This is a genomic window from Bacillus sp. JJ1521, from assembly GCF_036965165.1.
Classification (GTDB): Bacteria; Bacillota; Bacilli; order Bacillales; family Bacillaceae_L; genus Ferdinandcohnia.
The window spans coordinates 55,383-80,839 of record NZ_JBALOX010000011.1; the positions used below are offsets into that span (position 1 = coordinate 55,383).

Annotated in this window: 21 protein-coding genes; 1 reads left to right on the top strand and 20 read right to left on the bottom strand. The window is 37.4% G+C overall.

From position 1 onward, the window contains the following. Positions 1-137 precede the first annotated feature (137 nt). The 7 genes from V7147_RS02190 to V7147_RS02220 all read right to left on the bottom strand — a co-directional run bounded on the left by V7147_RS02190 (position 138) and on the right by V7147_RS02220 (position 8,534). Entirely contained in the window at positions 138-1,301 is a 1,164-nt protein-coding gene (locus tag V7147_RS02190; protein ID WP_335366217.1) for a galactokinase, read from the bottom strand. Positions 1,302-1,576: 275 nt separating this feature from the next. Further along, positions 1,577-2,401, bottom strand: a complete 825-nt coding sequence (locus V7147_RS02195; RefSeq protein ID WP_335366218.1) for a sulfite exporter TauE/SafE family protein — start codon at positions 2,399-2,401, stop codon at positions 1,577-1,579. A gap of 247 nt (positions 2,402-2,648) precedes the next feature. After that, positions 2,649-2,882 (bottom strand): ferredoxin, encoded by a 234-nt coding sequence (locus V7147_RS02200; RefSeq protein ID WP_335366219.1) that lies wholly within the window; start codon positions 2,880-2,882, stop codon positions 2,649-2,651. 137 nt (positions 2,883-3,019) lie between these two features. Next, entirely contained in the window at positions 3,020-4,006 is a 987-nt protein-coding gene (locus tag V7147_RS02205) for an electron transfer flavoprotein subunit alpha/FixB family protein (protein WP_335366220.1), read from the bottom strand. Between the two features lie 13 nt (positions 4,007-4,019). Further along, positions 4,020-4,790: an electron transfer flavoprotein subunit beta/FixA family protein gene (locus tag V7147_RS02210; protein WP_335366221.1), complete on the bottom strand. Its 771-nt coding sequence runs from the start codon at positions 4,788-4,790 to the stop codon at positions 4,020-4,022. A gap of 258 nt (positions 4,791-5,048) precedes the next feature. Beyond that, positions 5,049-7,190: an acetate--CoA ligase family protein gene (locus V7147_RS02215; protein ID WP_335366222.1), complete on the bottom strand. Its 2,142-nt coding sequence runs from the start codon at positions 7,188-7,190 to the stop codon at positions 5,049-5,051. Between the two features lie 132 nt (positions 7,191-7,322). Next, complete coding sequence (locus V7147_RS02220) at positions 7,323-8,534, bottom strand: acyl-CoA dehydrogenase family protein (RefSeq protein ID WP_335366223.1); 1,212 nt, start codon at positions 8,532-8,534, stop codon at positions 7,323-7,325. Between the two features lie 348 nt (positions 8,535-8,882). On the opposite strand from V7147_RS02220, the gene V7147_RS02225 reads away from it, so the two are divergent. After that, entirely contained in the window at positions 8,883-9,806 is a 924-nt protein-coding gene (locus V7147_RS02225) for a LysR family transcriptional regulator (protein WP_335366224.1), read from the top strand. 124 nt (positions 9,807-9,930) lie between these two features. Here V7147_RS02225 and V7147_RS02230 read toward each other — a convergent pair whose 3' ends face one another. From V7147_RS02230 to V7147_RS02290, 13 genes are all read right to left on the bottom strand, one after another. Further along, positions 9,931-11,436: a tripartite tricarboxylate transporter permease gene (locus tag V7147_RS02230; RefSeq protein WP_335366225.1), complete on the bottom strand. Its 1,506-nt coding sequence runs from the start codon at positions 11,434-11,436 to the stop codon at positions 9,931-9,933. A gap of 12 nt (positions 11,437-11,448) precedes the next feature. Further along, on the bottom strand, positions 11,449-11,904 hold the full coding sequence (locus V7147_RS02235) for a tripartite tricarboxylate transporter TctB family protein (RefSeq protein ID WP_335366226.1): 456 nt from the start codon (positions 11,902-11,904) through the stop codon (positions 11,449-11,451). Between the two features lie 96 nt (positions 11,905-12,000). Continuing rightward, positions 12,001-12,987, bottom strand: coding sequence for a Bug family tripartite tricarboxylate transporter substrate binding protein (locus V7147_RS02240; protein WP_335366227.1), 987 nt, complete (start codon positions 12,985-12,987; stop codon positions 12,001-12,003). Positions 12,988-13,171: 184 nt separating this feature from the next. Continuing rightward, positions 13,172-14,437, bottom strand: a complete 1,266-nt coding sequence (locus V7147_RS02245; RefSeq protein WP_335366228.1) for an MFS transporter — start codon at positions 14,435-14,437, stop codon at positions 13,172-13,174. A 187-nt stretch (positions 14,438-14,624) separates the two neighbouring features. After that, on the bottom strand, positions 14,625-15,821 hold the full coding sequence (locus V7147_RS02250; protein ID WP_335366229.1) for an iron-containing alcohol dehydrogenase: 1,197 nt from the start codon (positions 15,819-15,821) through the stop codon (positions 14,625-14,627). Between the two features lie 41 nt (positions 15,822-15,862). After that, positions 15,863-17,371, bottom strand: coding sequence for an aldehyde dehydrogenase family protein (locus V7147_RS02255; RefSeq protein ID WP_438824531.1), 1,509 nt, complete (start codon positions 17,369-17,371; stop codon positions 15,863-15,865). Positions 17,372-17,498: 127 nt separating this feature from the next. Next, positions 17,499-18,365, bottom strand: coding sequence for a R2-like ligand-binding oxidase (locus V7147_RS02260; RefSeq protein ID WP_335366230.1), 867 nt, complete (start codon positions 18,363-18,365; stop codon positions 17,499-17,501). Positions 18,366-18,630: 265 nt separating this feature from the next. Beyond that, a complete protein-coding gene (locus V7147_RS02265; RefSeq protein WP_335366231.1) occupies positions 18,631-20,058 on the bottom strand; it encodes an aldehyde dehydrogenase family protein in 1,428 nt (475 codons plus the stop codon). A gap of 60 nt (positions 20,059-20,118) precedes the next feature. Further along, positions 20,119-20,529, bottom strand: a complete 411-nt coding sequence (locus V7147_RS02270) for an aconitase X swivel domain-containing protein (RefSeq protein WP_335366232.1) — start codon at positions 20,527-20,529, stop codon at positions 20,119-20,121. After that, a complete protein-coding gene (locus tag V7147_RS02275; protein WP_335366233.1) occupies positions 20,529-21,770 on the bottom strand; it encodes an aconitase X catalytic domain-containing protein in 1,242 nt (413 codons plus the stop codon). The genes V7147_RS02270 and V7147_RS02275 overlap by 1 nt, the downstream gene beginning before the upstream one ends. 169 nt (positions 21,771-21,939) lie before the next feature. After that, positions 21,940-22,683, bottom strand: a complete 744-nt coding sequence (locus V7147_RS02280; RefSeq protein ID WP_335366234.1) for an SDR family NAD(P)-dependent oxidoreductase — start codon at positions 22,681-22,683, stop codon at positions 21,940-21,942. A 101-nt stretch (positions 22,684-22,784) separates the two neighbouring features. Further along, positions 22,785-24,773 (bottom strand): alkaline phosphatase family protein, encoded by a 1,989-nt coding sequence (locus V7147_RS02285; RefSeq protein ID WP_335366235.1) that lies wholly within the window; start codon positions 24,771-24,773, stop codon positions 22,785-22,787. Positions 24,774-24,839: 66 nt separating this feature from the next. Then, the coding region (locus tag V7147_RS02290) for an NAD(P)-dependent oxidoreductase (protein WP_335366236.1) at positions 24,840-25,457 on the bottom strand (618 nt) is incomplete at its 5' end.

Below are 25,457 nucleotides of genomic sequence, written 5' to 3' on the forward strand. Positions count from 1 at the left end.
TCGCTCCTTTTGTTTGATCAAGGGAATGGTCCCTCAAAAATGCAATTCAGGTAACTAATGCGCAATTATCGAATTTAAAGCGCAATTCTATGATTGGACCACTTAATTAGTGGCCACTACCTGTCCCCGAGTCCCTTTTATAGTTCCTTCGCGCCATCGCCGATGCTTACTTCATAGAAGGAAGCCGGGTAGCCGATGGTTTCTTCATAGATTTTTCCGATGTTTTCGATGATTGCCTGTGCTTTGTCTTTTTCGACTAGGGCAATCGCGCAGCCACCGAATCCAGCACCTGTCATGCGTGCACCAAGGACACCATCCTGCGCCCACGCCGCTTCCGCAAGAGTATCTAGCTCTTTACCAGTTACTTCATAGTCATCTCGTAATGATGTGTGGGATGCGTTGAGTAAGCGGCCAAATTCTGTTAGGTCACCAGCTGTTAGTGCTTTTAGCGCCTCTAGAGTTCGTTCGTTTTCATACACCGCATGCTTAGCGCGTTTTAGTAAAGTTTTACTATCAATTAAACGCTTGTACTGTTCGAATTGCTCGCTGCTGATGTTTCCAAGAGCCTGAACTTTAAGCTCTTTTTGAAGTTGCGCAAGGGCCTGTTCACACTCACTGCGACGCTCATTGTATTTTGAATCCGCAAGCTCACGGCGCTTGTTCGTGTTCATAATTAAAATCAAATGCTCGTCTAGATCTAGTGGTGCGTATTCGTACTTTAATGTATCACAATCTAGTAAAATCCCTGCATTCTTTTTACCCATTCCGATTGCAAATTGGTCCATGATGCCACTGTTGACACCAATGAACTTATTTTCCACAAGTTGACCAATTTTTACAAGTTCAACGCGGTCGATTTTGAGTTCAAATAGTTTTTCAAACATTACACCAGATACGAGCTCGATTGATGCAGATGAAGAAAGACCCGCGCCATTTGGGATATTCCCGTAAAAAAGCACGTCAACTCCTGTCTGGATGTCGTAGCCTTTTTCACGCAGATAACGAAGCATGCCCTTCGGATAATTTGCCCAATCGTGAGCTTTGTTGTAATCAAGGTTGTTAAGGTCAAACTCAATGACCCCTACGTCTTCAAAATTCATTGAGAACATTCTGATTTTGTCATCTTGGCGCTTTCTTGCTAATGCGTATGTTCCTTTTGTAATAGATGCTGGGAATACATGACCACCGTTGTAGTCGGTGTGCTCCCCAATGAGGTTAATGCGCCCTGGCGCGAAGAAGCTTCTGTAATCGGTTTCGTTAAATATCGCTATAAATTTATCTGAAAGTTGGTTGAGATCCATGATGGTTTTTCCTCCAATACTTTAGTTCTTATATTTATTGTAGAGGCCGAAGTAAAAACAGTCAATAGATTTTAGTTAAAGTTTAACTAAAAGTTTTATGAGTTATTTTTATACAAATAAAAGAGAAGCAACCTACATGAGGTTACTCCCCTTTAAGAACCGAAGGAACGATTCTCTTTGATCCTTTAACCCATTCACCCTGTACGGAACCTTGGTAATACCCCAAGGTAAACTCACTGTGGCAAACATTATGCATTCAATGTACAAAACAGCCATTAATGAAAATACATCCTGAATCCTATGATAATTAACAAATAGGATAACATTTGCATAATCACTCGACTTGGTATTCTCTGCGATAGGAAAACACCAATCTGGGAACCAATAATAATCCCAAGTCCTCCAAATAAAACAATCGTCCAATCAATATTCTCATTCATAATCTGTAGAACGACTCCTACAGAAGAATACAAACACAAGGAAAATATTGAAGTTGCTGTCGCGATATGGGTTGGAACACGAAATATGTAAACCAAAATCGGGACAAGCAACCATCCTCCACCAATGCCAAGATAACTTGAGAGAATCCCCATAAAAAAACCAAGTGGAATAAGCCATTTTACTTGTAGCCTTATATGTGCCTGATGATCAGGCGTGGGGCTACCTTTTGAGGTATCTGCAATGCTAGTAGTTGCTGCTACCTCATTTTTAGCATTCTTCTTTTTTACTATATTTGTATTTTTTATGACTAAAAAGAAGCCCAAAAGAACAAGCACACTTGCAAAGAAAATGTAAAAATACGTAGAAGAGTAGAGTTTAAGTAACCATACACCGATAAATGACCCAGGAAAAGCACCAATTCCAAGTATAATTCCAGTTCGATACTGAATCCTCTTTTGTTTGGCGTATCCGACTACACCGGATAATGAGTTTAGTAATACAATTACAAGTCCTGTTCCCGCGGCAATTGCTGGATTGATATGAAAGAGAAGTAGAAGTGCCGGTACAAATAGAAAACCACCACCTGCCCCGACAATTGCTCCATATCCACCCGCAAATATGCCGATTACCATAAGTAAAATACTTGTTGTTATATCCAATCTCCCGCTCCCCTACTTGTAAATCTTACCTATCTAGCTACCTAATTTTCTATTTGTAGTAAAATATTAATGTATGTCAGGCTATAACGAAATGTAATATGAGTATGATATAGAATAGTTCGTCATGACTCTTTTTTAATGAAAAAAAGAAACTACCATTAGTCTAGCGCTATATACTTTTATATAGTTTTATTTTCACAAAAAAATCATTGCCACACCTTAAATAATTTTATACTTTTCAAAAAGTTCATTTACCAAGTAAAGCTTCCTTAGATGTTTTTATTGACTCTGTTGGGCAGCCCTCAATTGCATCATTCAAATCATCTAGTAAACCTTCTGGAATTTGAGAAATACCCTGATTATTATCTAAGATTACATAAGCAATACCTTCATCGTCGTAATCAAATATATCAGGAGCAGCTGCTCCGCAAGCACCACAGGCAATACACGTATCCTGGTCTACCCATGTATAATTAATCAAATAAATACCTCCTTCATCACATTATTTTTTATTGTGTTTCTATAAAATTCCTATATGTTTTCGCACTCTATAGCTAATGGTCCTTCATATAAGAAACTTAAAACTATAAAGGTCCTTCCTTTTTATATCTCCTAAAATTAGACCGATATTTTAGCATTCATAATTTGTTTCAATTCTTCCGTTAAAAGTGGAACAATCTCAAATAAATCTCCAACAATTCCGTAATCTGCTACTTCAAAAATCGGTGCTTCTGGATCTTTATTAATTGCAACGATGACTTTTGAGTTAGACATTCCAGCTAGATGTTGAATAGCACCCGATATTCCACAAGCAATATAAAGGTCTGGTGTAACAACCTTTCCAGTTTGCCCGATTTGCAAGGAGTAGTCACAATATTCTGCATCACATGCTCCCCGTGATGCACCTACTGCACCACCTAATACATTTGCAAGTTCTTGTAATGGTTTAAATCCCTCTCTACCCTTTACACCACGGCCACCAGCGATAACCACTTTCGCCTCCGATAAATCAACACCTCCTGTTGCTTTGCGAACAACATCTCTTACAATTGTACGAAGGTCTTTAATATCTACAGCTATATGCGATACCTCTCCCGTCTTTGACTCATCCTTCTCAAGAGGTGTAATATTGTTTGGACGAATCGTTGCAATTTTAATTTCTCCTTTAACTTGCTTTTTCTCAAACGCTTTACCTGAGTAGATAGGGCGTGTAAACACGATATCTTCTCCATCTTTTTCTAGCGCAATTACATCAGAAATTAAACCTGTGCTCAGTCTCATTGCTATACGTGGTGACATATCTTTTCCAATTGCTGTATGACCTAATATAATTCCTTTTGGATTTTCAGCATTGATCACTTGAAGAAGTGCTTGTTGATAGGCATCTGTTGTATAGCTTTTAAGGTCTGCATGGTTAACGACAATGACACGATCCGCACCATATTGCAACAAGCTATTTGCTAAATGATCAACATTTTCACCTAGAATAACTCCGACAACCTCTCCACCATCTGCAACTACTTTACCTGCAGCGATTGCTTCAAATGATACATTACGTAATTCCACATCTTTAACTTCAGCAACTACTAATACTTTTTTTGCCATCATATTCCCTCCATTAAATGACTTTTGCTTCAGACATTAAAAGTGAAACTAATTCTTTGACTTGACTGCCAGCTTCTCCTTCCAACACTTTACCAGCTTGTTTTGCTGACGGAAGGAATATATCTACCGTTACAGTTTTCGTTTCTATTTCATCTTCATCTAGATCAAGATCATCCAACTCCAAGGTTTCGAGCGGTTTTTTCTTTGCTTTCATAATTCCTGGCAGTGATGGGTAACGAGGCTCATTCAAGCCTTGCTGCGCCGTAACAAGTACTGGCATTGAGACTTCAACAGTTTCTTCATCACCTTCTACATCACGAACGATTGTAGCCTTCCCCGCAGCAACCTCAAGTTTTGTAATCGTTGTTACTTGTGGAATACCTAAAATTTCCGCAACACTTGGACCGACTTGACCAGAACCACCGTCAATTGTAACGTTTCCACCAAGTATGATGTCATATTGTTGTTTTTTGATATATGCAGCAAGAAGAGTCGCTACAGTGAACTGATCAATCTCACCTATATCTTCACTATCAATCAATACTGCTTTATCCGCTCCCATTGCAAGAGCTGTACGAAGTTCTTTTTCAGCTTCCTCTTCACCAACTGTTACAACTGTTACTTCACCACCGTGTTGGTCCCTAAGTATGATTGCTTCTTCAATCGCATATTCATCGTAAGGGTTGATAATAAATTCAGCCCCTCCTTCTTGTATTTCCCCATTGCTTATTATAATTTGCTCTTCTGTATCAAAGGTTCGCTTTAAAATCACATAAATCTGCATCTACTATTCTCCCTCTAAAAGTTATTTTTTAAGAACATGTATAAAAACTAGGATAAAAGTATAGGTAATATTATTATCTAGGTGATTAAATTTACATCTATTTAAAATATCTCCAGAACTATGAGTCTATTGATTCTTTTAGTAACTTCAGATTCCATGAAACGCTACTTTTCCAGCGTACAAGATGTCTTTAAATGTAATAGGGGACCCCTCAGAGTTTCAAAAACCTCTGATATCCTCGAGCAAAGATGATTAGCTTTACTTTATCTCTACAGCTTGAACACTATAACTACTTTTAAGCGTGATTAAGCCATCAGCTGCATTTACTCCCTGTCCCCGTGGGTAGACCAACACAGGATTTATATCCACTTCCTCAATCATTTCCGAATAATCAACGGTTAAGCGACTAAGTCCAACAATAACTTTGCAAAGCTCATCAATATCAGCAGGCTGTTTCCCCCGTAAACCTTTTAGTAGTTTAGATCCACGTAATTCCTCAATCATTTCTTTCGCCTCAATCATACTAACTGGTGCCTTGCGAATCGAAACATCTTTAAACGCCTCTGCGTAAATGCCCCCTAAACCAACCATTATCATTGGTCCAAATACTGGGTCGTACTTTGCCCCTACAATCATTTCCATCATTGATGGCTTGAGCATTTCCTGTACTAAAACTCCCGCAAACTCTGCACCTTCAATTTTGCGAATGTTTTCTTTGATTAATGTAAATAACCAGGTGACCTCTTTATCATTTCGCACGGATAGATGAACAAGATCCGCTTCTGTTTTATGTGGAATCTGTGGAGACATGCCTTTAAGTACTACTGGATAGCCAATTTTATTCGAAAACTCAAGTGCCTCTTCTAAAGTCATGACATTTTTTTCTTTTGTGATTGGAATACAATAATCTTTAAAAATCTGTTTACTTTCTGCTTCAGTTAAAATGGAGGTAGATGGTACAGATAAATTTCTCACTTTATTCTCCCAATGAACCGAAGGCTCTTTTTTCATATATAAATTTCTTGAAATCTCATACATAGCTTTTGCAATCATAGAGACTCTGTCTGGATCGTCAAAAACTGAAATTCCTGCATCGTGTAATAGCTTTTTCGTTTCTGGTGTAACTAACGAGGATAGTATAAACGGAATATGAGGATAATCAGCACGAATCTCATTTATTACTTCAATGAAGTTCTTCACAACTGGTTTAAAATGACCTAGAGCTGCTATATAAGTGATCACCATATCATAGCTTGACTGTTCCAATACGGTTGTCATAAATTCTTTCATTAAATCAGGACGGTTAACAAAATTTCCTGTCATATCAATTGGATTTTTTACTGAAGCATAGGGAACTAATTGCAACAGTTTCTTTTGTATCTCCTCAGCTGGTTCAGGCATTTCTAAACCTTGTTCCGTTATTTCATCTGCAAATAAAATGCCTGCTCCTCCCGAAACACTAAAAATTGCTGTAGACTTCCCTTTTGGAAGCAAACCTAGTGAGCATGCATAAGCGACATCTAATAAATCTGTCATATTATCTACACGGTAAACCCCATATTGCTTAAAAATCGCATCGTACACATTGTCTGAGCCTACTAAAGCTCCAGTGTGAGAAAATGCAGCTTTTTGTCCACTTTCAGTCTTCCCTACCTTTAGTGCAATTACAGGTTTCTTGTTTTGCCTTGCTAACTCAAGAGCCTTAATTAGCTTTTCAGAATCCTTCGTTCCTTCGATATAACAGGCAATAACATCAGTATCTGGATCTTTCGCCAAGTAGGCAATGCAGTCTGCAACACCAACATCCGCTTCATTTCCTGTGCCAATTATATAGCTTAGACCAATCTGCTTTTGCGCAGCTAGTGCATGAAGATGAGAACATAGTCCACCACTCTGGCTAACAACACCAATATTTCCTTTCGGAACAACCCCTACATCAGTTCCAGAACTAAAATTCATAAATGCTCCAGATAGTATATTAAAAATTCCAACTGTATTAGGTCCTATCAATCTCATGTTGAACTCTCTAGCTATACTTATCATTTCAGCTTGGAGTTTTTTCCCTTCTTCTCCTACTTCTGCAAAGCCACCACTAATGACAAGAAGAGATTTTACACCTCGCTCTCCACAATCTCTGACAGATTCTAAAACCATAGAGTGTGGTACTATTACCACCGCCACATCAATTTCCCCTGGAGCTTGAGTTATATCGGGATAACATGTCAAACCAGCAATTTCTCTATACTTAGGGTTAACAGGTAAAATTCTACCACTATACTTATAATCCATAGAATTTTTAATTGGTCGACCGCCAATCCGGGTTAAGGTGGAAGACGCACCAATTATAGCGATACTCTTAGGATTTAATAATGGCCTTAATGACTCAATGTCTGATTTCATATTTCCCACCCTTTCAATAGCACTAACATCCAAACTTACAAATAACTATCATGGAAATTTAAAAAGAAAGGAGAAAAAGATTTATCTATTCTCTTTTTCTCTTAACCTTCTTTCTCTTTCTTTGGTAATCTATTAAACTCGAACAGCACCAGTTTCTCTTCTTATACTAATGATTTCACCAAGTTTATTTCTTCCTTTTAATAAATTGCGCGCAATCGTTTTACGACAAATCTCATCAGAACCTTCATAAATGCGAAATACTCTAACTTCTCGATAAAATCTTTCAAGAGGTAACTCTTTTGTATAACCCATTCCTCCATGGATTTGGATTGCTCGATCAACTACTCGGTTTACCATATTTGTACTTTCTAATTTCACCATAGCTGCTTGATGTCGAATATCCATTCCCTGTTCAGCCATCCAAGCTGTTTGCAAAAACATCAATTTAGAGGCTTCTATTTCAACCGCTGAGTCAGCAATCATCCATTGAATAGCCTGGTTCTCACCAATGGGTTTACCAAAAGACACTCGAGTATTTGCATATTCAATTGACATTTCTAAGACCCTTTCAGCTATTCCGACACAACGAGGAGGGATTACCCAACCACGATTATGGTTAATAAAGAACATCGCATACTTTAAACCATCTCCAACCTCCCCAATAACATTCTCTTCAGGTACTCGACAGTTTTCAAAAATCAGTGTACCAGGAGTTTCTTCCCCCATTGTTAGAATAGGTTCAGATTTCCACCCCATATGTCTATCTACTAAGAAACAAGTAATTCCTCCATGAATCCCTTTTGTTTTGTCTGTTCGGGCAAACAAAATAGCAAAATCCGCATCGACTCCATGTGTAATCCAAGTTTTTTCGCCATTAATGATCCACTCATTTCCATCCTTAACCGCTGTTGTTTGCATTCTTGATGGGTCAGACCCAAATTCAGGTTCACTCAATGCAAAACAACTGACCTTCTCCCCATTAAGTACAGGTATTAGATATCTTTGCTTTTGATCTTCGTTAAGTTCAAAAAGAACATTCGTAGCACGACCTCCGAATTGAAATATTCGCATTGGAATAACTGTTCTACTAAGTTCCATGTCAATGATTGCAGTCATCAATGGTCCTAGGTTTGCACCACCGTATTCTTCAGGAGTATTAATTCCCCAAAATCCTATATCTTTCGCCTTCCGTTGAATTGCTTTAATCTCCTCTTTCGAAATCCCTGGTCTGCCTTCACGCTCGTTTCGAAGAAATTGAGCTTCCATAGGCTTTAATTCCTTATCTACAAATTCTCTTACTGTTTGCTGGATCATTTTTTGTTCGTCAGTTAATAAAAAATCCATATTAACCATCTCCTTTTTAATTGACTAAAATATTTAAGTGCAAATTAAGTAGTAAAGCTTGCTTTATTACTTAATTAAAGACTAATAGAAAGTGACGTATTGAAAGTGCTTACATTTTAGTTGAAAACATATGAAGATCCTTCAAATCTTAATATGAAAACTTACATATTTCAAAATTACTGGGACTTGAACTGTAGTCCCATTTTACAAATTGATCAAAAGCGATCTCCTCCATTTCGTTTTATCCTTAACAATATTCTGAATTTATTGTATTATTAAAAATAACAAAAGTAAAACTGGTTTTTTTTAATATAACTTAACAATTACTGAATGATAAGGAGACAAATTATGCATATTGACCAATTGAGGTATATTGTGGAAGTTGCACAAACAGGATCAATCACTCGTGCTTCTGAGAATCTTCATGTTTCTCCAGCTACTATTAGCCAATCTATTTCAAATGTAGAAAAAAAATTTAAAATAACCCTATTTAATCGATCACGATTAGGCACCATTCCATCAGACGAAGGAAAAAAAATAATAGAAAAAGCATTTGAAATCGTTAGAAAAGCAGATGAATTAGAAAAAGTGGTAGAAACACAGGTTTCGTCAATTGATGATGAAATAAAATTAGTATGTACCTCAGGTTCTCTATTAACATTATTACCTAAAACGATTTCTACTTATAAAAACAGATACCCAAACACTAATGTTGTATTTAAGGAACAATCATATCAACCAAATATTCTTGAGGAAGTTAAACAAAATGATTTTGATATTGGAATTATTTCTGTTAACGCCAATGCCTGGGTTGAATGGGGAAAACTTCATAAGAAATTTTTACATTTCGAAACATTATCACAAGGAAGTATCTATGTAAGTGTTAGTAGGAGTTCTTCACTCGCTTTAAAAGATGAAATAACGCCTGAAGAGTTACTGGATCAAAATATCATCATCCATTCAAATATGAGTCCCATCTTTGAAGACCTCTTTAATCAATACGGGAAAATGAACGTAATATTCGAATCATATAATTCTGAAGTGATTAAAGGAATGATTGATGAAGGGCTTGGTATTTCTTTATTTTCTAATCTGTTCATAAAAGACGATCCTTATGTTAAAAATCATTCAATTGTTCCCATTCGTCTAGTAAATTACGAACGTGCGAATTTAACTTATGGATGGGTACGTTCAAATATTCGGCCTTTTTCATCCACAGCAAGGGATTTTATAAAAATTTTGCGGGAAGAAGTCTTAAATTCTGGCCTGTAATATATAGATATCTATTTAAGAGGAGTATCGAAAAAAAGAGGGAGGAATGGACAAATGACTAGAGCTTACAAAAGCAAAGTAATAATGTCCTTCCTACCTATTATTGGACTAACTGGAAAACTAGTTAACTTTCAAGATCACTTGCTAAAACCGATCGCTTGTTTTTAATACTACTATAAATGCTTAAAATCAGAATAAAAAGAGAAATCCCCATTATTACGCCTGAAATAGGACGAGTAAAGAAAATCCATCCTCCATTTTCTGTAATTGTTAAAGATTGAAGAAGAGTTGCTTCAATTTGTTGTCCTAATATAAAGGTCAATACGGTTGCTGCAATCGGTATATCAAGTTTTTTCATCGCATATCCAATTACTCCAAAGAACATGCACATTCCTACACCCCACAGACTATTACTGGCAGCATATGTTCCTATCATTACAAGGAGTAAAACCAGTGGGTACATTAATTTATAGGGTACCAAAGCAACTTTAGCCCATAATCCTACAAGTGGCAAATTCATGATTAACAAAAGAATGTTACCGATAAACATACTGGCGATTACGCCCCAAATAAAGTCGGGGTTATTTGTGAATAGTGCGGGACCTGGGTTAAGGCCGTGTATCACCAATGCCCCTAGGATAACCGCAACTGCCGGAGAACTTGGAATACCAAGTGTAAATAAGGGTATTAATGCCGCCCCACTGTGAGCATTATTTGCCGTTTCTGGACCAGCTACCCCTTCAATAGCTCCTTTTCCAAATCTAGAAGGGTCTTTAGCTATCTTCTTTTCCATAGAATAGGAAAGTAAAGAAGCAATGACAGAATTTGCTCCTGGTATCAAACCTAGAAACATACCTACCCCAGTTCCCCTTCCAATAGATTTAAATGTTGGAATCCATTCATCCCTTTTGGGCATAAGACCATCAATTTTAGCCACTTTTTCCATCTTCATTTGCTGCTCTGCGTTTGTCAAAATCTCAGCAATACCGAACATACCCATAGCTATGATAATAAAATCAAGCCCATCCAGTAATTCCATCCGTCCAAATGTAAAACGGACTGCTCCAGATACTTGGTCCATACCAATTAACGATAAAATTAAGCCTAAAACAGCTGCAATCAGCCCTTTTATTAAAGATTTTCCTATTAATGCAACAACCATGAGTAATCCGAGCATCATAATGGAAAACATCTCTGACGGGCCAAATTTAAGTGCATAGTTTGCTAGTATTGGACCGATTAATGTTAAGCTAACTACGGCCACAATACCACCAATAAATGAGCCTATTGCAGAAACACCTAGTGCAACACCCGCTCTTCCTTGTTTAGTTAACGGATAACCATCAATACAAGTAATAATGGAGGCAGCCTCTCCAGGTGTATTGATTAATATTGAGGTAATCGCCCCCCCATACATTGATCCATAAAAAATACCTGCGATCATAATGATTGCAGTGACTGGTTCCATACCAAAAGTAAAAGGTATCAACAAAGCTGCTCCAGATACTGGACCAAGGCCCGGAAGCACACCAATAATCATTCCAATTGAAACACCTATAAAACAATACATTAAATTCGTCCATGTCAGAGCTGTTTCAAATCCATGAAGTAATAATAAAAGTGAGTCCATATTCTTACCTCCTTAAAAACCTAACCCATTTACGGGTAACGGTACACCCAAAACATTTTTAAAAAGTAAAAATAAGCAAATAGATAATCCCGCAGAAATTGCAAGACTGATATACCATTTATATGCTTTATAGAGTAGTAATAATAGGAAAATCAAGCTTGTTAGTACAAAGCCAATAGCGGGTAATAAGATGATAAAGATACACATACTAAAAATGATTAATAATATATTTTTTAAAGCCTCTCCTTTAGGCCAATTTTCATCTTTATTTCCCTTTTTTGCAGAGTTTAATAGATAAATAATAGATAGAATAACCATTGTTCCACTTAACCATATAGGAAAAAATCCTGGTCCTGGTCCTGGTCCCATTTCATTTTTATATGGTAATTTGAAAGACTCAATTAGAAAGATGATTGAAATGATTAGTAAGACAGTTCCTGCCCAAACGCCTGAATTCAGTTTTTTCATAAGAGGTCCACCACCTTTATTGATAATTTAAGACCTAATAGCAAATGTGGTTACTATCTTTATGCAGTAACCACATTGTTTTATCATTTTACAATCCTATTTAATCAAACCAACCGCTTTCAATAGTTCTTCACTATTGTAGTAAAGCTCAGTTATTTCTTTTTGAGTCTCTTCTGGTCCTTCATAAGTAGTAATTATGTTTAACTTTTTCAGTTTTTCTTGTACTTCTGGTTCATCATGTGCCTTTTTAAATGCATCATGCAGAATCTCCACAACGTCTTCAGGTACTCCCTTAGGAGTCCAAAGAATGTTCCCACCTTCAAAGTTAAAATCGACTCCCTTATCCTGTATCATCGGAAAATCTTGAACTTTAGTCTGACCCACGTTGAGTAAGACTCGTAATTTTCTAGATTCCAATTGTGGCAAAACTGTTGTGATATCTATTACTGCTCCATGTACATGACCGCCTAATAAGGCATTTAAGACTTCGGGACCACTTTTAAACATTGTGGGTTTGATTTTTATATTATTCGTTAAGCTGATAGCCTCCATAGGCATTTGTTGTGGTAGCACAGATATACCGTACGTAAATTTATCTGGATTTTCCTTTGTGTATTCTAGCCATTCCTCATATGTTTGCCAAGGTGCATCAGCTTTCACAACAAAAAATGCTGGAGAGACTGCTATTTTCATAAGAGCTTGAAAACTATCATGAGTAAAAGGAGTATCTCCTAAATGCGGTAAAATACCAATAACTGCTGGGGAAATTTGACCAATCTTATATCCATCTGGTTTTGCTTGAAAAACTTCCGTCGCTCCCACTGTGCCCGAACCTCCGGGTCTATTGATTACGACAATAGGTTGTTGATTAGGAAGATATTTCGTAACGACGTCTGCATAAATTCGAGCAGACAGATCTGGCCCAGTTCCAGTACCATATGGAACAATTAATTCAATTGGTTTGCTAGGGTAGTCACTTTTTGATTGATTTGTTTTTTGGTTCCCTGTCGCTGATGATTGGGAACATCCAGCGAAAATTAGTAATAGTATTAATGTCGATAATAAAAGAACTAATTTTTTCATTCTATCTCCCCTTATAATCTGTTTTATCTGTCCGTTTATAATCAATTTTTCTCTTTGAAAGATATATCGACTAACTCCTGATAATAGTGGCTTCAACATTATTTATCTGATTCATTGACAGTTCTGGTTTAGGAAAATATCGTGAAGTGGTGAGAGAGATTAATTAGAATTTAAAATGAATGGGTTAAGAACCAGTATTAGTTATTTCAATATTATTGTTGAGATCTCTTGGCTTACCCGGTTTTGCAAAGATAGTAAATAGTAAAGCCACAACCAATAGTGTTATTGCAATAAATAAAAGTGAGTTATTAAATCCTTGGATTTCATTGCTAGCTGATTCTATAATAAACCCTGTTAAAAGCGGAGCGAATATTCCTGCAACATTTCCTGAAGCGATTAATAGCCCTGACAAAGTTGCTGTTTTTTCTGGAAGTTGACTGCTTAAGAGGATATGAGATATGGAAAAGAATGTGACACATAGGCCATTTCCTAAACCAAGTGCTATAACGACCCAGATTGGTGCTTGAATAAAATAGGTTGATGCTACCATTAATGCCCCAATAATCATTGAAACACCTGTAAATATAATTCGGGATTTTCGTACATCCTGCGTCTTTTTAAATAATCTATCAGATGCGGTTGCAAGAATAATCCCAATTATTACGGAACTAATGCCAATCCCCGAAATAGCAAATCCCACTGCACTTTCGGAAATATTCACGACTTTTATTAAATGTAAAGGCATCCAGGTAGAAGACCAAACAACATATATAAAACATGTAAATGTAGCCAACACTGAAAAGATAACGGAGGAAGACCGTAACACGCTCCACAATTCCGACCTGCTAATTTTATTTTCAGGATTACTAACTTGGTCTGGTGAAACAATATGAATGTTTGGATTTTCCTTTGGAACTATAGTGATCCACAAGATATACAAAACCAGACTGCTTACCCCTAAAACAACAAAGGTCATCCTCCAACCAACTGATTGTAAAAGATAAACAATTAGAGGTGACATAATAAACCCACCTGCTACCGCTCCTGCATTATATATCGAATTTATCTTTCCACGACTTTCTGGTGGAAACCATGAAAATAATTGCTTAAAAGCCGCTGGAGCATAGCCTCCTTCTGTTACCCCGAGTAAAAACCGATACATAAGAAGCATTATAAAGCCAGCAATAAAAAATCCACCCATTTGGATGATTGACCAGGAAAGTAGCATATAACCCAGCACTTTCTTTGGACCCATTTTATCCGTCAATGCACCCACACCTAAAGCTGCAAGAGGAAAAATCACATAAAAAATGCTACCTATAACTCCCCATTGACCGTACGAAAGTTTAAACTCATCCATAAGATAAACAGCTGAAAGCCCTGCTACTGATTTATCTGCAAAGTTAATCATAACTCCAAAAAACAGAAGGATTAGAATTGTCCAACGCATAGTATGTTTCACTCCCTTGATAAATTATTAACCTTTCTGATAATCATGGCTAAGATCAACACTCATACCCATGATTCACGTAATCAAGTCGAAATATTCCGAATTTTCCAGGAAAAATATTTCTTTTTAATACCTAGTTCCCCAATTACTACGAGGAACTATGTTCAAATAATCTTCAGGGTCATGATTAAACTTTTGCAGTTATACCTGCCACTTTATTCGCAATCTTTTCAATTATATCCGAAGGTATCTTAAAACGAGCTCCCGTCGGATCATTTTGAACACTCTCAACAAAGTAATCCAGATTACTTATGTTATATTCATTAAACGTATTGGGCAAGTTTATCTCATCACTCAAATTTCGAATAAATAATATTACTTCTTCTAAACAAACTTCAGCATTCAGAGATGAATCTCCAATGCCAATAGCCTTTGCGAAGCTATTAATTCGAGGAAGATAAAGCGAAGGCAATGATTCCATCACTTCTGGTAGTAAAACAGCGTTAGCTAATCCATGTGGTACTCCATACTTAGCACCAAATACATGCGCCAAATTATGAACTGGAATTGCATTGGTTGTTTGAATAAACGGCATAATCGCCATAGAGCTAGCCATAAGCATATTTGCTCGGGCTTCAATATTCGTACCTTGCTTCACTGCAAGTGGCAAGTTATCTATTATTAACCTAATTGCTTGTAGTGCATAGGCATCCGTCATTGGATTTGCCTTTGTTGAAAAATATCCCTCAATTGCATGCGTAAGTGCATCCATTCCTGTAATAGCTGTTATTTCAGCTGGTAAACTAATCGATAGTTCAGGATCCAATAGAGCTATATCTGGACAAAGATAAGGATTGACCAAGGAAATTTTCACCTTGTGTTTCTCGTTATAAATTACTGCTGCATCAGACATCTCTGAACCTGTTCCAGCAGTGGTTGGAATCGCGATAAATGGAATTTGCATAGGCTTAGCGTCAGGATATTGTTCTCGTATAGTTGTTGTTAGGCCTTCTAAAATGTCATTATATTCTTTATGTAAAGCCCACCTAACACCTTTTGCTGTATCAAGGACACTCCCACCTCCAAGTGCCACAATCGTATCTGCGTTGCAATCTTTCATAAATTGAATTGCGCGGTTAATGTTGTCAAATCTAGCATCCTGCTCAATATCGTCAAATTGACCTACAAGTTGAACAGGTCCTGACAATCCATCAAATATCTCTGTAATTTTGTTTGTTACCCCAGCATTATTAAGGCCTTTATCCGTAAAAAGAATCGCTCTTTTTCCTCCAAGTTCCTGAATTACACTCGGGAGTTTGATTCTTACGCCTACTCCACTATTCACAACTGTTCTAATAGAGTGCTGAAAGAAAGTCAATATCATCGAATCACCTTCCTCTTACTTTCATCCAATCGTTGTTCGAACTAGAATAACATTTTAAATGCAGGTCTCTGCTCTACTTCTGGAGCAAGGGTTGTATGGACATGTTTTGCTTGTGAATATTCATAAAGTACATCTTCCCCTAATTCACGACCTATTCCACTTTGCTTATAACCTCCGAAAGGAGCATCAAATCTCATGACATGCCACTCATTAATCCAAACTGTTCCAGCTTTCAACTCTCTTGCAATTTGTTTCGCTTTACTAACATCTCTTGTCCATACCCCTGCACCTAATCCGTAAATGGTATCGTTCGCAATTTGGATTGCCTCTTCAATTGTTGAGTAACGTATCACAGCAAGAACTGGACCAAAAATCTCCTCTTGAGCAATTGTCATTTCATTATTGACATCGGCAAATATGGTTGGTTGAATATAGTAACCGTTCTCTAGGCCTTCAACAGATACTCTTCTCCCACCATAGACTAATCGTGCACCTTCCTGAATACCTGAATCAATATAATGAAGAACTGTTTCAAGCTGCTTCTCCGATGCAACAGGTCCCATACCAGTTTCGCTACTTTGAGGGTTTCCGATTTTAATCGTTGCGGCACGTTTTGCTAAACTATCTAACACTTCGTCATAAATCGATTCATGTACAAGCAAGCGTGTACCAGATTCGCAAACCTGCCCTGAATTAAAACAAAAACCATATAAAATGCCAGGTATCGCAATTTCTAAATCTGCATCAGGGAGAACAATAGATGGAGACTTTCCACCTAATTCAAGTGTTACTCTTTTAACAGTACCTGATGCAAATTGCATGATTTGCTTCCCCACTTCTGTTGATCCTGTAAAGGCTACTTTATCAACGCTAGGATGTGTGGAAAGTACATTACCTATCTCAGACCCTGATCCAGTAACAACATTAAACACTCCTGCTGGAATACCGGCTTCCGTAGCTAATTCAGCCAATTTTAATGTTGACAATGGGGTATAAGATGCCGGTTTCACTACAATTGAGTTGCCCATTGCAAGAGCGGGAGCAATTTTCATCATCGCAAGCATAATCGGATAGTTCCAAGGAGTAATTGCAGAAACAACTCCAATTGGTTCTCTCCAAATCTCGTTATGATTGGATCCTTCAGCTGGGAGAAATTTAACATTTGGAAATTGATTCAGCATTTTAATGGTTTGTCTAATTAACCTAGCAGCATTATGTGGGTCTAAAGAGGCTTTCCGAATGGTCGCTCCTGAGCTAATCATTTCTAAATTTGTTAACTCAGAAGCATTTTTTACAATAATATTGGCAAATTCGCTTAGTATCTCAGCTCTTTCCTTAACTGATTTTCTTGACCAGACCCCTGACTCAAATGCGTTGCGTGCGGAAGTGATAGCCCTTTCTGCATCATTTTTGCTTGCCTTCGCAACCCTTGCTACAACTTTGGCATCAGCTGGATTGATTACTTCGAATGTATTCCCATTTTCAGACTCTTGCCATTCCCCGTCTATATAAAGTGAGTATTCTAACATTAGCTTTGTATCATTAGACAATTGTAATCCCCCTTTACATGTTTAACATGAGTTGCCGTGCACTAACTATAAAACCTCTTTAAAATAATAGATTATTAATCTATTGAACAGATGAAATTTTAAAAAACGAGGTACCCTGTTTATAAAACTAGTAAGCGATTTTACTCGGTCTATAAAGTTGACCTCTTTTCAAAATTTCTAATCGAACATTCATTTGTTTTTTTGCGAAGTTTAACATATCTTCGACTTTTAATCCAAATGCATCAACCGAATGATTTCCCATTGCTTGTGCAATATATAACTCCTCCGCAATCGGCCACCATTCATTTCTTACCTTATGTTCAACAAAATCATACAATTCCGGATCCTTACTCATTAAGCGTTGGATAATGTATGTTCCAAAAGATATGTGGCGCGATTCATCATGTTTTAAATGCGTTACACCTTTAATTAGGCCTGGAAACATATTTACCTTTTGTAACGTCTCAAACAACGTGTAATAGGCTGTTTCTGCTTGGATTCCTTCTAAAAATATGTTATAAAAGGCAGCGCCTTCTGCCATATTTTGTGGGGATGGGTCATCAAGAATACGGTTCATTTTCGTTGGAAGCATTTCATAGAAAAAGTTTTTATGATTTGCATCATGATACTTAGAGAGATCCTCTGTTTCTCCAATTTCTTTTAATAAAATCCGAAATAAATCAACGTGTTTTGCTTCTTCAAATAGAAATGTAGTTAAGTACATTTCTTCCTCAAGCCATCCTTTTCTAGCTACTGTCATAATCATTGGCAAGATATCAGATGTTACAGATTCTTCACCAGTAACAAATTTAGAAATACGTAATCTCATTGTCTCTCTTTGCTCAGGGGTGAGTTTTTTCCAATCCTCTTTATCTTGTGAAAAATCTATGTCACTAGGATTCCATACACCAAATTGTTTCGCTTTCTGAAAGAGCTGGAATGGAAATGACTCCTCATCAATTCCTCTTGTTAATAATATAATTTCTTTTCTCATCTTTCATTCTTCCTCCCTTGTTTGTAAGCGTTAACAAAAGTAATGGTGATTATATCATTTTAGGAAACTAATATTAGGTTACATAATATTCTTTGTTTAGATAGATAGCCTATGATGTTTACCTTAGCAACACATGGGGATTTCCTAAATATAGTCAATCTTTAAACATTATACTTCAGATTAATAGCATTGTATATTTGGATTGATTTAAGCTAGTATAAGAAAGTCCAAAGGACCTACTTATACCTTCTATTTAATTAACATTTTACAATTTCGATCGCCAATGAATAGATTTTTGTCTAGTAAGTTCTTGCATGACTTCAATACCATATCCATTTCCCAAACCACTGAGCTTAAATGGCTCTGAAGTTGCACCATGACTTTTTCCTCTACGTGTATTAACTTTAACCATTCCAGCTTCAATCTTCTGAATAAATTCTAGTGCGTTGGTACTGTTTTGAGTATAGGCAATTGCAGATAATCCATATGGACTGTTGTTTGCCATTTTTATGGCATCACTGAAATTAGAGAATTTCATTACAGGTGCTACAGGGCCAAAAGTTTCTTCACGAATGAGTTTTGAATTTAGTGATACATCTGTAATCACAGTTGGAGGATAAAAGTAACCCCGTGAATTTATCGATTTTTTTTCACCACCAACTAGTAGTCGAGCACCCTTCGATAGAGCCTCCTGTACATGTGAGTCAATTAGGTCACGTTGGGTTTCATCAATAATTGGACCCATCGTTATACCTTCTTCTAATCCATTCCCCCAGCGTATTTTTTCAGATTCTGCAACTAGTGCTTCAATAAATTGGTTATAAATTGTATCCTGCACATAAACTCTCTCAGTTGATGTGCATATTTGTCCCGCATTAGCATAGCAAGCATCTGCGGCATGTTTTGCTGTAATTTCCACATCTATTGAATCATCAATAATTAGGACATCTTTTCCACCCAATTCTAGGATAGATTTTTTCAGATTTTCTCCAGCAATTCGTCCAATATGGCGACCAGTATCCTCGCTACCGATAAACATGATTACATCAACCTCAGGATGCCGTATCAAAGCTTCTCCAGTAATACTTCCTGAACCTAGCAATACGTTACATACTCCTGGTGGAAGTTCATCAAAAGCGATTTCTGCTATATATCGAAGACTAAGTGGTGTAACTGAGGCAGGTTTTACCACAACTGTATTTCCGACCGCTAGGTTTGGAGCGATTGTTTCAAATGCGACCTGAAGTGGGAAATTCCATGGTACAATACAGGCAGCAACACCTCTTGGTTCCCATCTTTGGAATACTAGGTCACCTAATGCCGACCCTTGAGAACCGCTTCTGAAAGCCACAGCAAGTTCTGCGTACTCCTCAATCATTCCGACAATACCACCGACTTCAGCTTGAGCCTGAGGTAAAGGCTTACCTTGTTCTTCTGTCAATATTTTAGCAATATTCTCAGCATGATTTTCAATTCCTCTTGCAATTTTTTTTAGAACAGTTCGCCTTTCCGAAGGAGCCAATGCTGACCATTCTGGAAATGCCATTCTAGCCGATTGAACAGCAAGTTCAACATCTTCAGGGGAACCTTTAGGTATGGAATCTATTACTTCTTCAGTCGCTGGATTCAAAACTAGGATTTCTTGGGATGAAGCACTTTCAATCGATTGGTTGTTAATCCATAATTTTCTCATAATTTACTCTCACCCTTCTTTAGCAAGTCCCTCTATCTTTCAATGAAAAAACATTAAAATTTATTCATTCTTTTCTATCACTAATTGTTTCTTAACCGGATCCACATGTACCCAATAGTTAGAGTAAATCTTATTAAAATCACCTTGTTTTAACCCTTCAGCAATTGTTAAATTTGAAAAAATAGCCCCTTGCACCATAACTGGGTTGGCATGCATAAATATAATTGCTTTTGGTGCAAAGTCCTTTTCCTTGAGGGCATTTAATGCCCATCCCGCTGCAATACCTCCCCTAGCATAATCGCACACTAGAATTTTTCCAGTTATTTTTTGACCATCAAGCGGATGATCAGGTACAGAAAAGGCACCTGTTTCACGATTCAAATGATACCTAGGGCTGAATCCTCCACTTAACACCACAGGTTCTCCTGATACTGGCGGTCCAAATGCAGAAGTAATTGGAATAATTTCCATTAACCAATCCTCCCCCTAACCGCAATATCAATACAGTCTTTTGTTTTTTGAACTACAGGTACAAAACGATGAGCTTTGACATTATTAGCAAGTTTCACAGAATTAGTAACCATAGTACTCCAACCATTCCGTTTTCTAATATCAGACAAACCATCAAGGATATAGAAGCAAACACCAGCTAGAAAAGTACCACCTGCATTTTTAATCGTTTCGACATACCCTGCTTGTTGAGCCTGTGCAAGTGTGGATGCCGAAGCTGTTATAATAAATGTCGTATCTGGATGTATTTTTCTTCCTTCAAGTAAGTAAGCAACTTTACCAATTTCAACTAGTGACAACTGAGGTCCTGAGAGAACGACAAGTCTAACCTTAGGATCATCATATTTGAAAGTTTCATATTCTGTTTTTATATCCCTATCAGTAATTTTAATGTGTTCTACCTCAGTATTACCTTTTGTAACATCTTCTATAGAGCGAGCTTCTGGTGTTACACCTACAGCATGAAACATTCCTACAGACCATGTAGCCATACTAGCTCCAAGATGTTTCAAACCGTCAGATGTTGGGGAAAATCTTTTCACATTTGTCAAGGCAGGAACTCCTCTATAGTCAAAAACTTTAGAACCAATGATTCTACCAAGAATTCCCCAATCAGCTATGTCTTGTATTGAGGCATCTACATCTACGACCATCGTGGCTCTACGATTTTCTTCAAGATGGAATCCATATGCTGGTACTCTTCCTGTTATTGATGCAGCCAATGCAGCAGGACCACTTTCATAATTCGTTCTAGCCCCAAAGACAGAATTTGCATAAATAACTGTTCCCGTATCACCCCAGGCAATGTGTTCACCTAAGTGAGGCTGATAAGCAACTTGGTAATTTATACACGTATCAATTGTCATGGCTCCAAAACTTTTTACTGCTTCAATGACACGTCGTTCTTTTGAAAAAGTTTCAGGATTTTGCCCTAATTGTAAGCCATTTTCAAAGTCTACACATCTAGCATTCGTTGAGGTAGGCACAACAAATCGTGCCCCTAATTCCTTTTGTTTTTCCAAAAATGTCAATCCTGATTCTCCCATTACCTCAATATCTGCAGTAATGTGTGCTTGGGTAATAGGAATAAATTTTTCTGCACCATAATACTCACCTACTCGTATCTGGTATTCTAATGCATTACGTGCAGATTCGCCCTTTTCTCCATCCAAAATCAATTGTTCTTCTATTGCAAGTTCCATAACTTCCCTCCAGACGACTTCATTTATAAACTTTCAGATTAGAAGGGTTAATATATGTTCAGACGAAATGCCACTCACTAACTACTAAGGTTATTTGAGGCTAAGAAACACCCACATCCCTGTAGCAAGAAGTGACTCGTGTTCCCTCAATCGTAATGATTCTACTTTCCTAACGTCCTCCAGAAATATATATCGTTTCACCATTTATATAAGATGCTGCATCAGATGCTAAAAATTTTACGACACTAGCAATCTCTGAAGTTTGGGCGAAACGTTTCATCGGAATCGTTTCTGCTATAGGGTTTAAGTCTTCCTTTGAGTTTAATGACTTAAAAAGATCTGTCTCAACTAATCCTGGGCCCACGACATTGATATTGATGTTAAAAGGTCCATACTCCTGTACAAGGTATTTTGCCATACTTACTAAACCGCCTTTAGAGGCTGCATAAGCTGCATTTACAACCCCTCCAATTCTAGAGGATAAGGACCCCATCAAAATTACTTTCCCATTTCTTTGTATTTGCATCTTGGGTAATATTGATTTGAGCAAATGATATGCTGAATTCAGATTAACCTCAATACATTGGTTCCATTCCTCTGATGTCAGCTCTGCAAATGACGTTTTACTTCCTACTCCAGCATTGTGAACTAAAACATCAACCCTACCAAAATCCTTGAGTACATTTTCTGATAGATGAATAACTTGGTCAGGATCCCGCATATCTGCTTGATAAATTCGAATATTACGTCCAAGTTTCTTTACCTCAGATTCAATTTGTATTGCAGATTGTTTATCTTGGAGATAACTTATAGCTAAATCATGGCCTTCTTCTGCCAATGCTAATGCACATGCTTTTCCAATCCCTCTAGATCCACCAGTTACAAAAGCCACCGATTTTTTTTGATCAACCAATTATAAACCCCCTTTACAACGATTATGAACACCTTTAAATATTTGGCATTTAGACTACAGATTAAACAGTATCCATAAGAGTTTACTACATCAATTTTCTTTTAATTTTCGTCATTCTCAAAAAGGTGGTGATTTACCAAACCTTCTGCATTCCTTGGAATAGGAATATTTATTAATCTAGCAAGTGATGGGGCGATATCAATAATATTCATAGGCTGTTCAAACTCGACTCCTTTAGGTACTCCAGGTCCAGCAATCATTAACGCTGCATGCATTGATTCAACAGCTGGAAGTGCTAAATGATAGCCTGTAAAATGTCGATTCAACTCACAAGGCTCAAATTCTTCTAAGTTTGCTATAACGCGAGATGTACCATCAGGATATTTAATTTCCGCAGGATAAACCATTGGATTTGCACAATAACCTTCTTTCATATCAAAGAGCACATCTCCGACTCTTTCATATCCAGCACCTTCGAAGATTCCAACTGTTCTTCCTTCATTTCGTTTCAATGCAATCGAAACAATCTGTTCACCTGTTTCTGGATCCCGCATCGCTAATAGGGCAGAGATAATTTCCTCCTGAACCTTTTCGTAATCTTCAGGTTCAACGATTCCTTCCGGATCTCGTCCTTTCAGATTTACAAATATGTGACTATGACCAGGCGGTAATGGATATGCCTTCGTACGAGACCAATCAATTGCAAGGTCACCTGTAATTGGATTTTTCACAAATTCTCCCGTTTCTTCATCGACTAAATACTCGACTAATCCGAGTTTATGCAAATGGTTTGTTAAGTAAGGATACTTATTGATTGAGTGGAAGCCATGATCAGAAACGGCTACTACCGTTGTATCTTCATCAAGTAAATCCATAATTTTCCCTACACCTTCGTCAACCCATTCATAAATTTGTCTAATCAATCCTTCATATTCTTCATGTTTATTTTCGCGATATCCATGGAAGTTAGGGTCAATTCCGCCCCAGAAAACGTGTTGTCCATGGTCAATGGCACCGATCCAACTAAAGAGCATGTCAAGATTATTAGCTGACTGTAAAGCGTAAATATTGGCATTTGTCCACCAATCGATTTGTCCTTTCAATTGTTGCATATAGGTTTCACGAGAAATCCAACCGTCTAAGTAAGCCCAAGGGTCATCAACTTCCCAATATGGTCCTGTTACTTTTACTACATCATCGGTAAACTCATAAGGTTCTGTTAAGCTCTCATCTGTTGCGATAGCTGATGCATATAAAATAAAATCATCTTCTTCTGACGATGCCTGAGTCAAAGTGAATCGGTATTGTCCTTTACGGATTCTTCCATCAAATTCATATTCTTCTTTAATCCAATCGCTTGTTTCACCTTCACGAAGAACTGCTACTTTATCACCTGATGCTTTAGACAAAATCTTCACTTGGGAAATTCCATTATTTCGTTCCCAATTCACTTGATAACTATGGCTATTACCGTTTATGGGCTTTGGCCCATGTTTCATCCCGTCAAAAAACTTTCCATTCTTCGGAACTTGAATTTCAGTCGTTTTAATACCCAATTCTAAATCTTGAAATGTAACAATTCCAACTCTGTCTGGAATTTGGTCACACGGTAAATTTTTTGTTGAGTAAACTGAAGCTGGCGAAAGGTCGAATATCGGGAGGTAATAAAATCGAAATGGAGGATTAATAGATCCTACAATTTGACTAACTCCCTCTGTTCTCTCAGCAGGCCATGTAACAGGCCAATTGATTAACATTGTACGTTTCCCTTTTTTCGCTCCTGATTCCCATAAAGTCTCTGCTTCTTGAAACCGTGAATCAAAACAGCTTCTTACTGTGTTAAGAGGTTCACCAACATTTTTAACAGTGAGACTCGGAATACCAGCAGTACCAATTGCTGCACCTGTCGAAATTGCCGCCCACGCAGGTGCAGTAAGGGTAGGAAATGTCGTAATGTGTTTAGTGAAGACTCCATTCTCTGTTAATTTACGTATATTTGGCAAATATCCTTCACTCATAAACTTTTTAAGTAGCTTTGGTACAGCAGCATCTAACCCTAGGACGACAAGTTTTGAAGTACCTTTAGTCATTAAAATGCCTCCTCTAGTTTTCTATTATAGTGCTTGCAAATTTTATATACATAAAATGTAAAAAATTTATCTTCTACTAATCAATTTCGTACTGGATTCCAATGCTGCTTTAGCAATAACACTCCAATCCTCTTCTCCATACCCAAGATACATTGCATTTTGATACCATTTAATAGCTTCCGTAGCTACAGGAAGTTCAATTCCGAGCTCTTCTCCCAGATCTGAAATAAGATTAAGATCTTTATGTGCTAACCGAGTCTTAAATCCTGGTTCAAAATTTTCAGTTTTAACTCGTGGTAAAGAATTCTGTAAATGCCAACTGTCAGCAGCTGTCCCAGTCAAAGCCTGTTGAAGGATGTCAATCTCTATTCCTTTCGAACTAGCAAGTGTATAAAGCTCTCCCAAAGCTGCCATGTTCACGCAGGATGCCAAGTTATTTGCTAGTTTAACAACTTGCCCAGAACCTAGAGAACCACAATGAATGATTTGACTTCCAAGTTTGTTAAGAACATCTTCAGCCCTCTTAATAACTTCTTTGTCTCCACCTACTAATATAGTTAGTTCACCACTACCTGCTGCCCAAGTCCCCTTACCGACTGGAGCATCAATTATGTAGGCCCCCTTTGTTTTAAGATGTTCCGCACATTCAATATCAACTGAGGGACCGCATGTTCCCATGTCAAT

Coding starts and splice junctions, on each gene's coding strand:
- V7147_RS02240 (WP_335366227.1), bottom strand. CDS start 12,987: ATGAAAAAATTAGTTCTTTTATTATCGACATTAATACTATTACTAATT.
- V7147_RS02245 (WP_335366228.1), bottom strand. CDS start 14,437: ATGCGTTGGACAATTCTAATCCTTCTGTTTTTTGGAGTTATGATTAAC.
- V7147_RS02210 (WP_335366221.1), bottom strand. CDS start 4,790: ATGCAGATTTATGTGATTTTAAAGCGAACCTTTGATACAGAAGAGCAA.
- V7147_RS02215 (WP_335366222.1), bottom strand. CDS start 7,190: ATGAAATCAGACATTGAGTCATTAAGGCCATTATTAAATCCTAAGAGT.
- V7147_RS02225 (WP_335366224.1), top strand. CDS start 8,883: ATGCATATTGACCAATTGAGGTATATTGTGGAAGTTGCACAAACAGGA.
- V7147_RS02250 (WP_335366229.1), bottom strand. CDS start 15,821: ATGATATTGACTTTCTTTCAGCACTCTATTAGAACAGTTGTGAATAGT.
- V7147_RS02270 (WP_335366232.1), bottom strand. CDS start 20,529: ATGGAAATTATTCCAATTACTTCTGCATTTGGACCGCCAGTATCAGGA.
- V7147_RS02205 (WP_335366220.1), bottom strand. CDS start 4,006: ATGGCAAAAAAAGTATTAGTAGTTGCTGAAGTTAAAGATGTGGAATTA.
- V7147_RS02275 (WP_335366233.1), bottom strand. CDS start 21,770: ATGGAACTTGCAATAGAAGAACAATTGATTTTGGATGGAGAAAAGGGC.
- V7147_RS02285 (WP_335366235.1), bottom strand. CDS start 24,773: ATGACTAAAGGTACTTCAAAACTTGTCGTCCTAGGGTTAGATGCTGCT.
- V7147_RS02220 (WP_335366223.1), bottom strand. CDS start 8,534: ATGGATTTTTTATTAACTGACGAACAAAAAATGATCCAGCAAACAGTA.
- V7147_RS02190 (WP_335366217.1), bottom strand. CDS start 1,301: ATGGATCTCAACCAACTTTCAGATAAATTTATAGCGATATTTAACGAA.
- V7147_RS02265 (WP_335366231.1), bottom strand. CDS start 20,058: ATGAGAAAATTATGGATTAACAACCAATCGATTGAAAGTGCTTCATCC.
- V7147_RS02235 (WP_335366226.1), bottom strand. CDS start 11,904: ATGAAAAAACTGAATTCAGGCGTTTGGGCAGGAACTGTCTTACTAATC.
- V7147_RS02230 (WP_335366225.1), bottom strand. CDS start 11,436: ATGGACTCACTTTTATTATTACTTCATGGATTTGAAACAGCTCTGACA.
- V7147_RS02260 (WP_335366230.1), bottom strand. CDS start 18,365: ATGAGAAAAGAAATTATATTATTAACAAGAGGAATTGATGAGGAGTCA.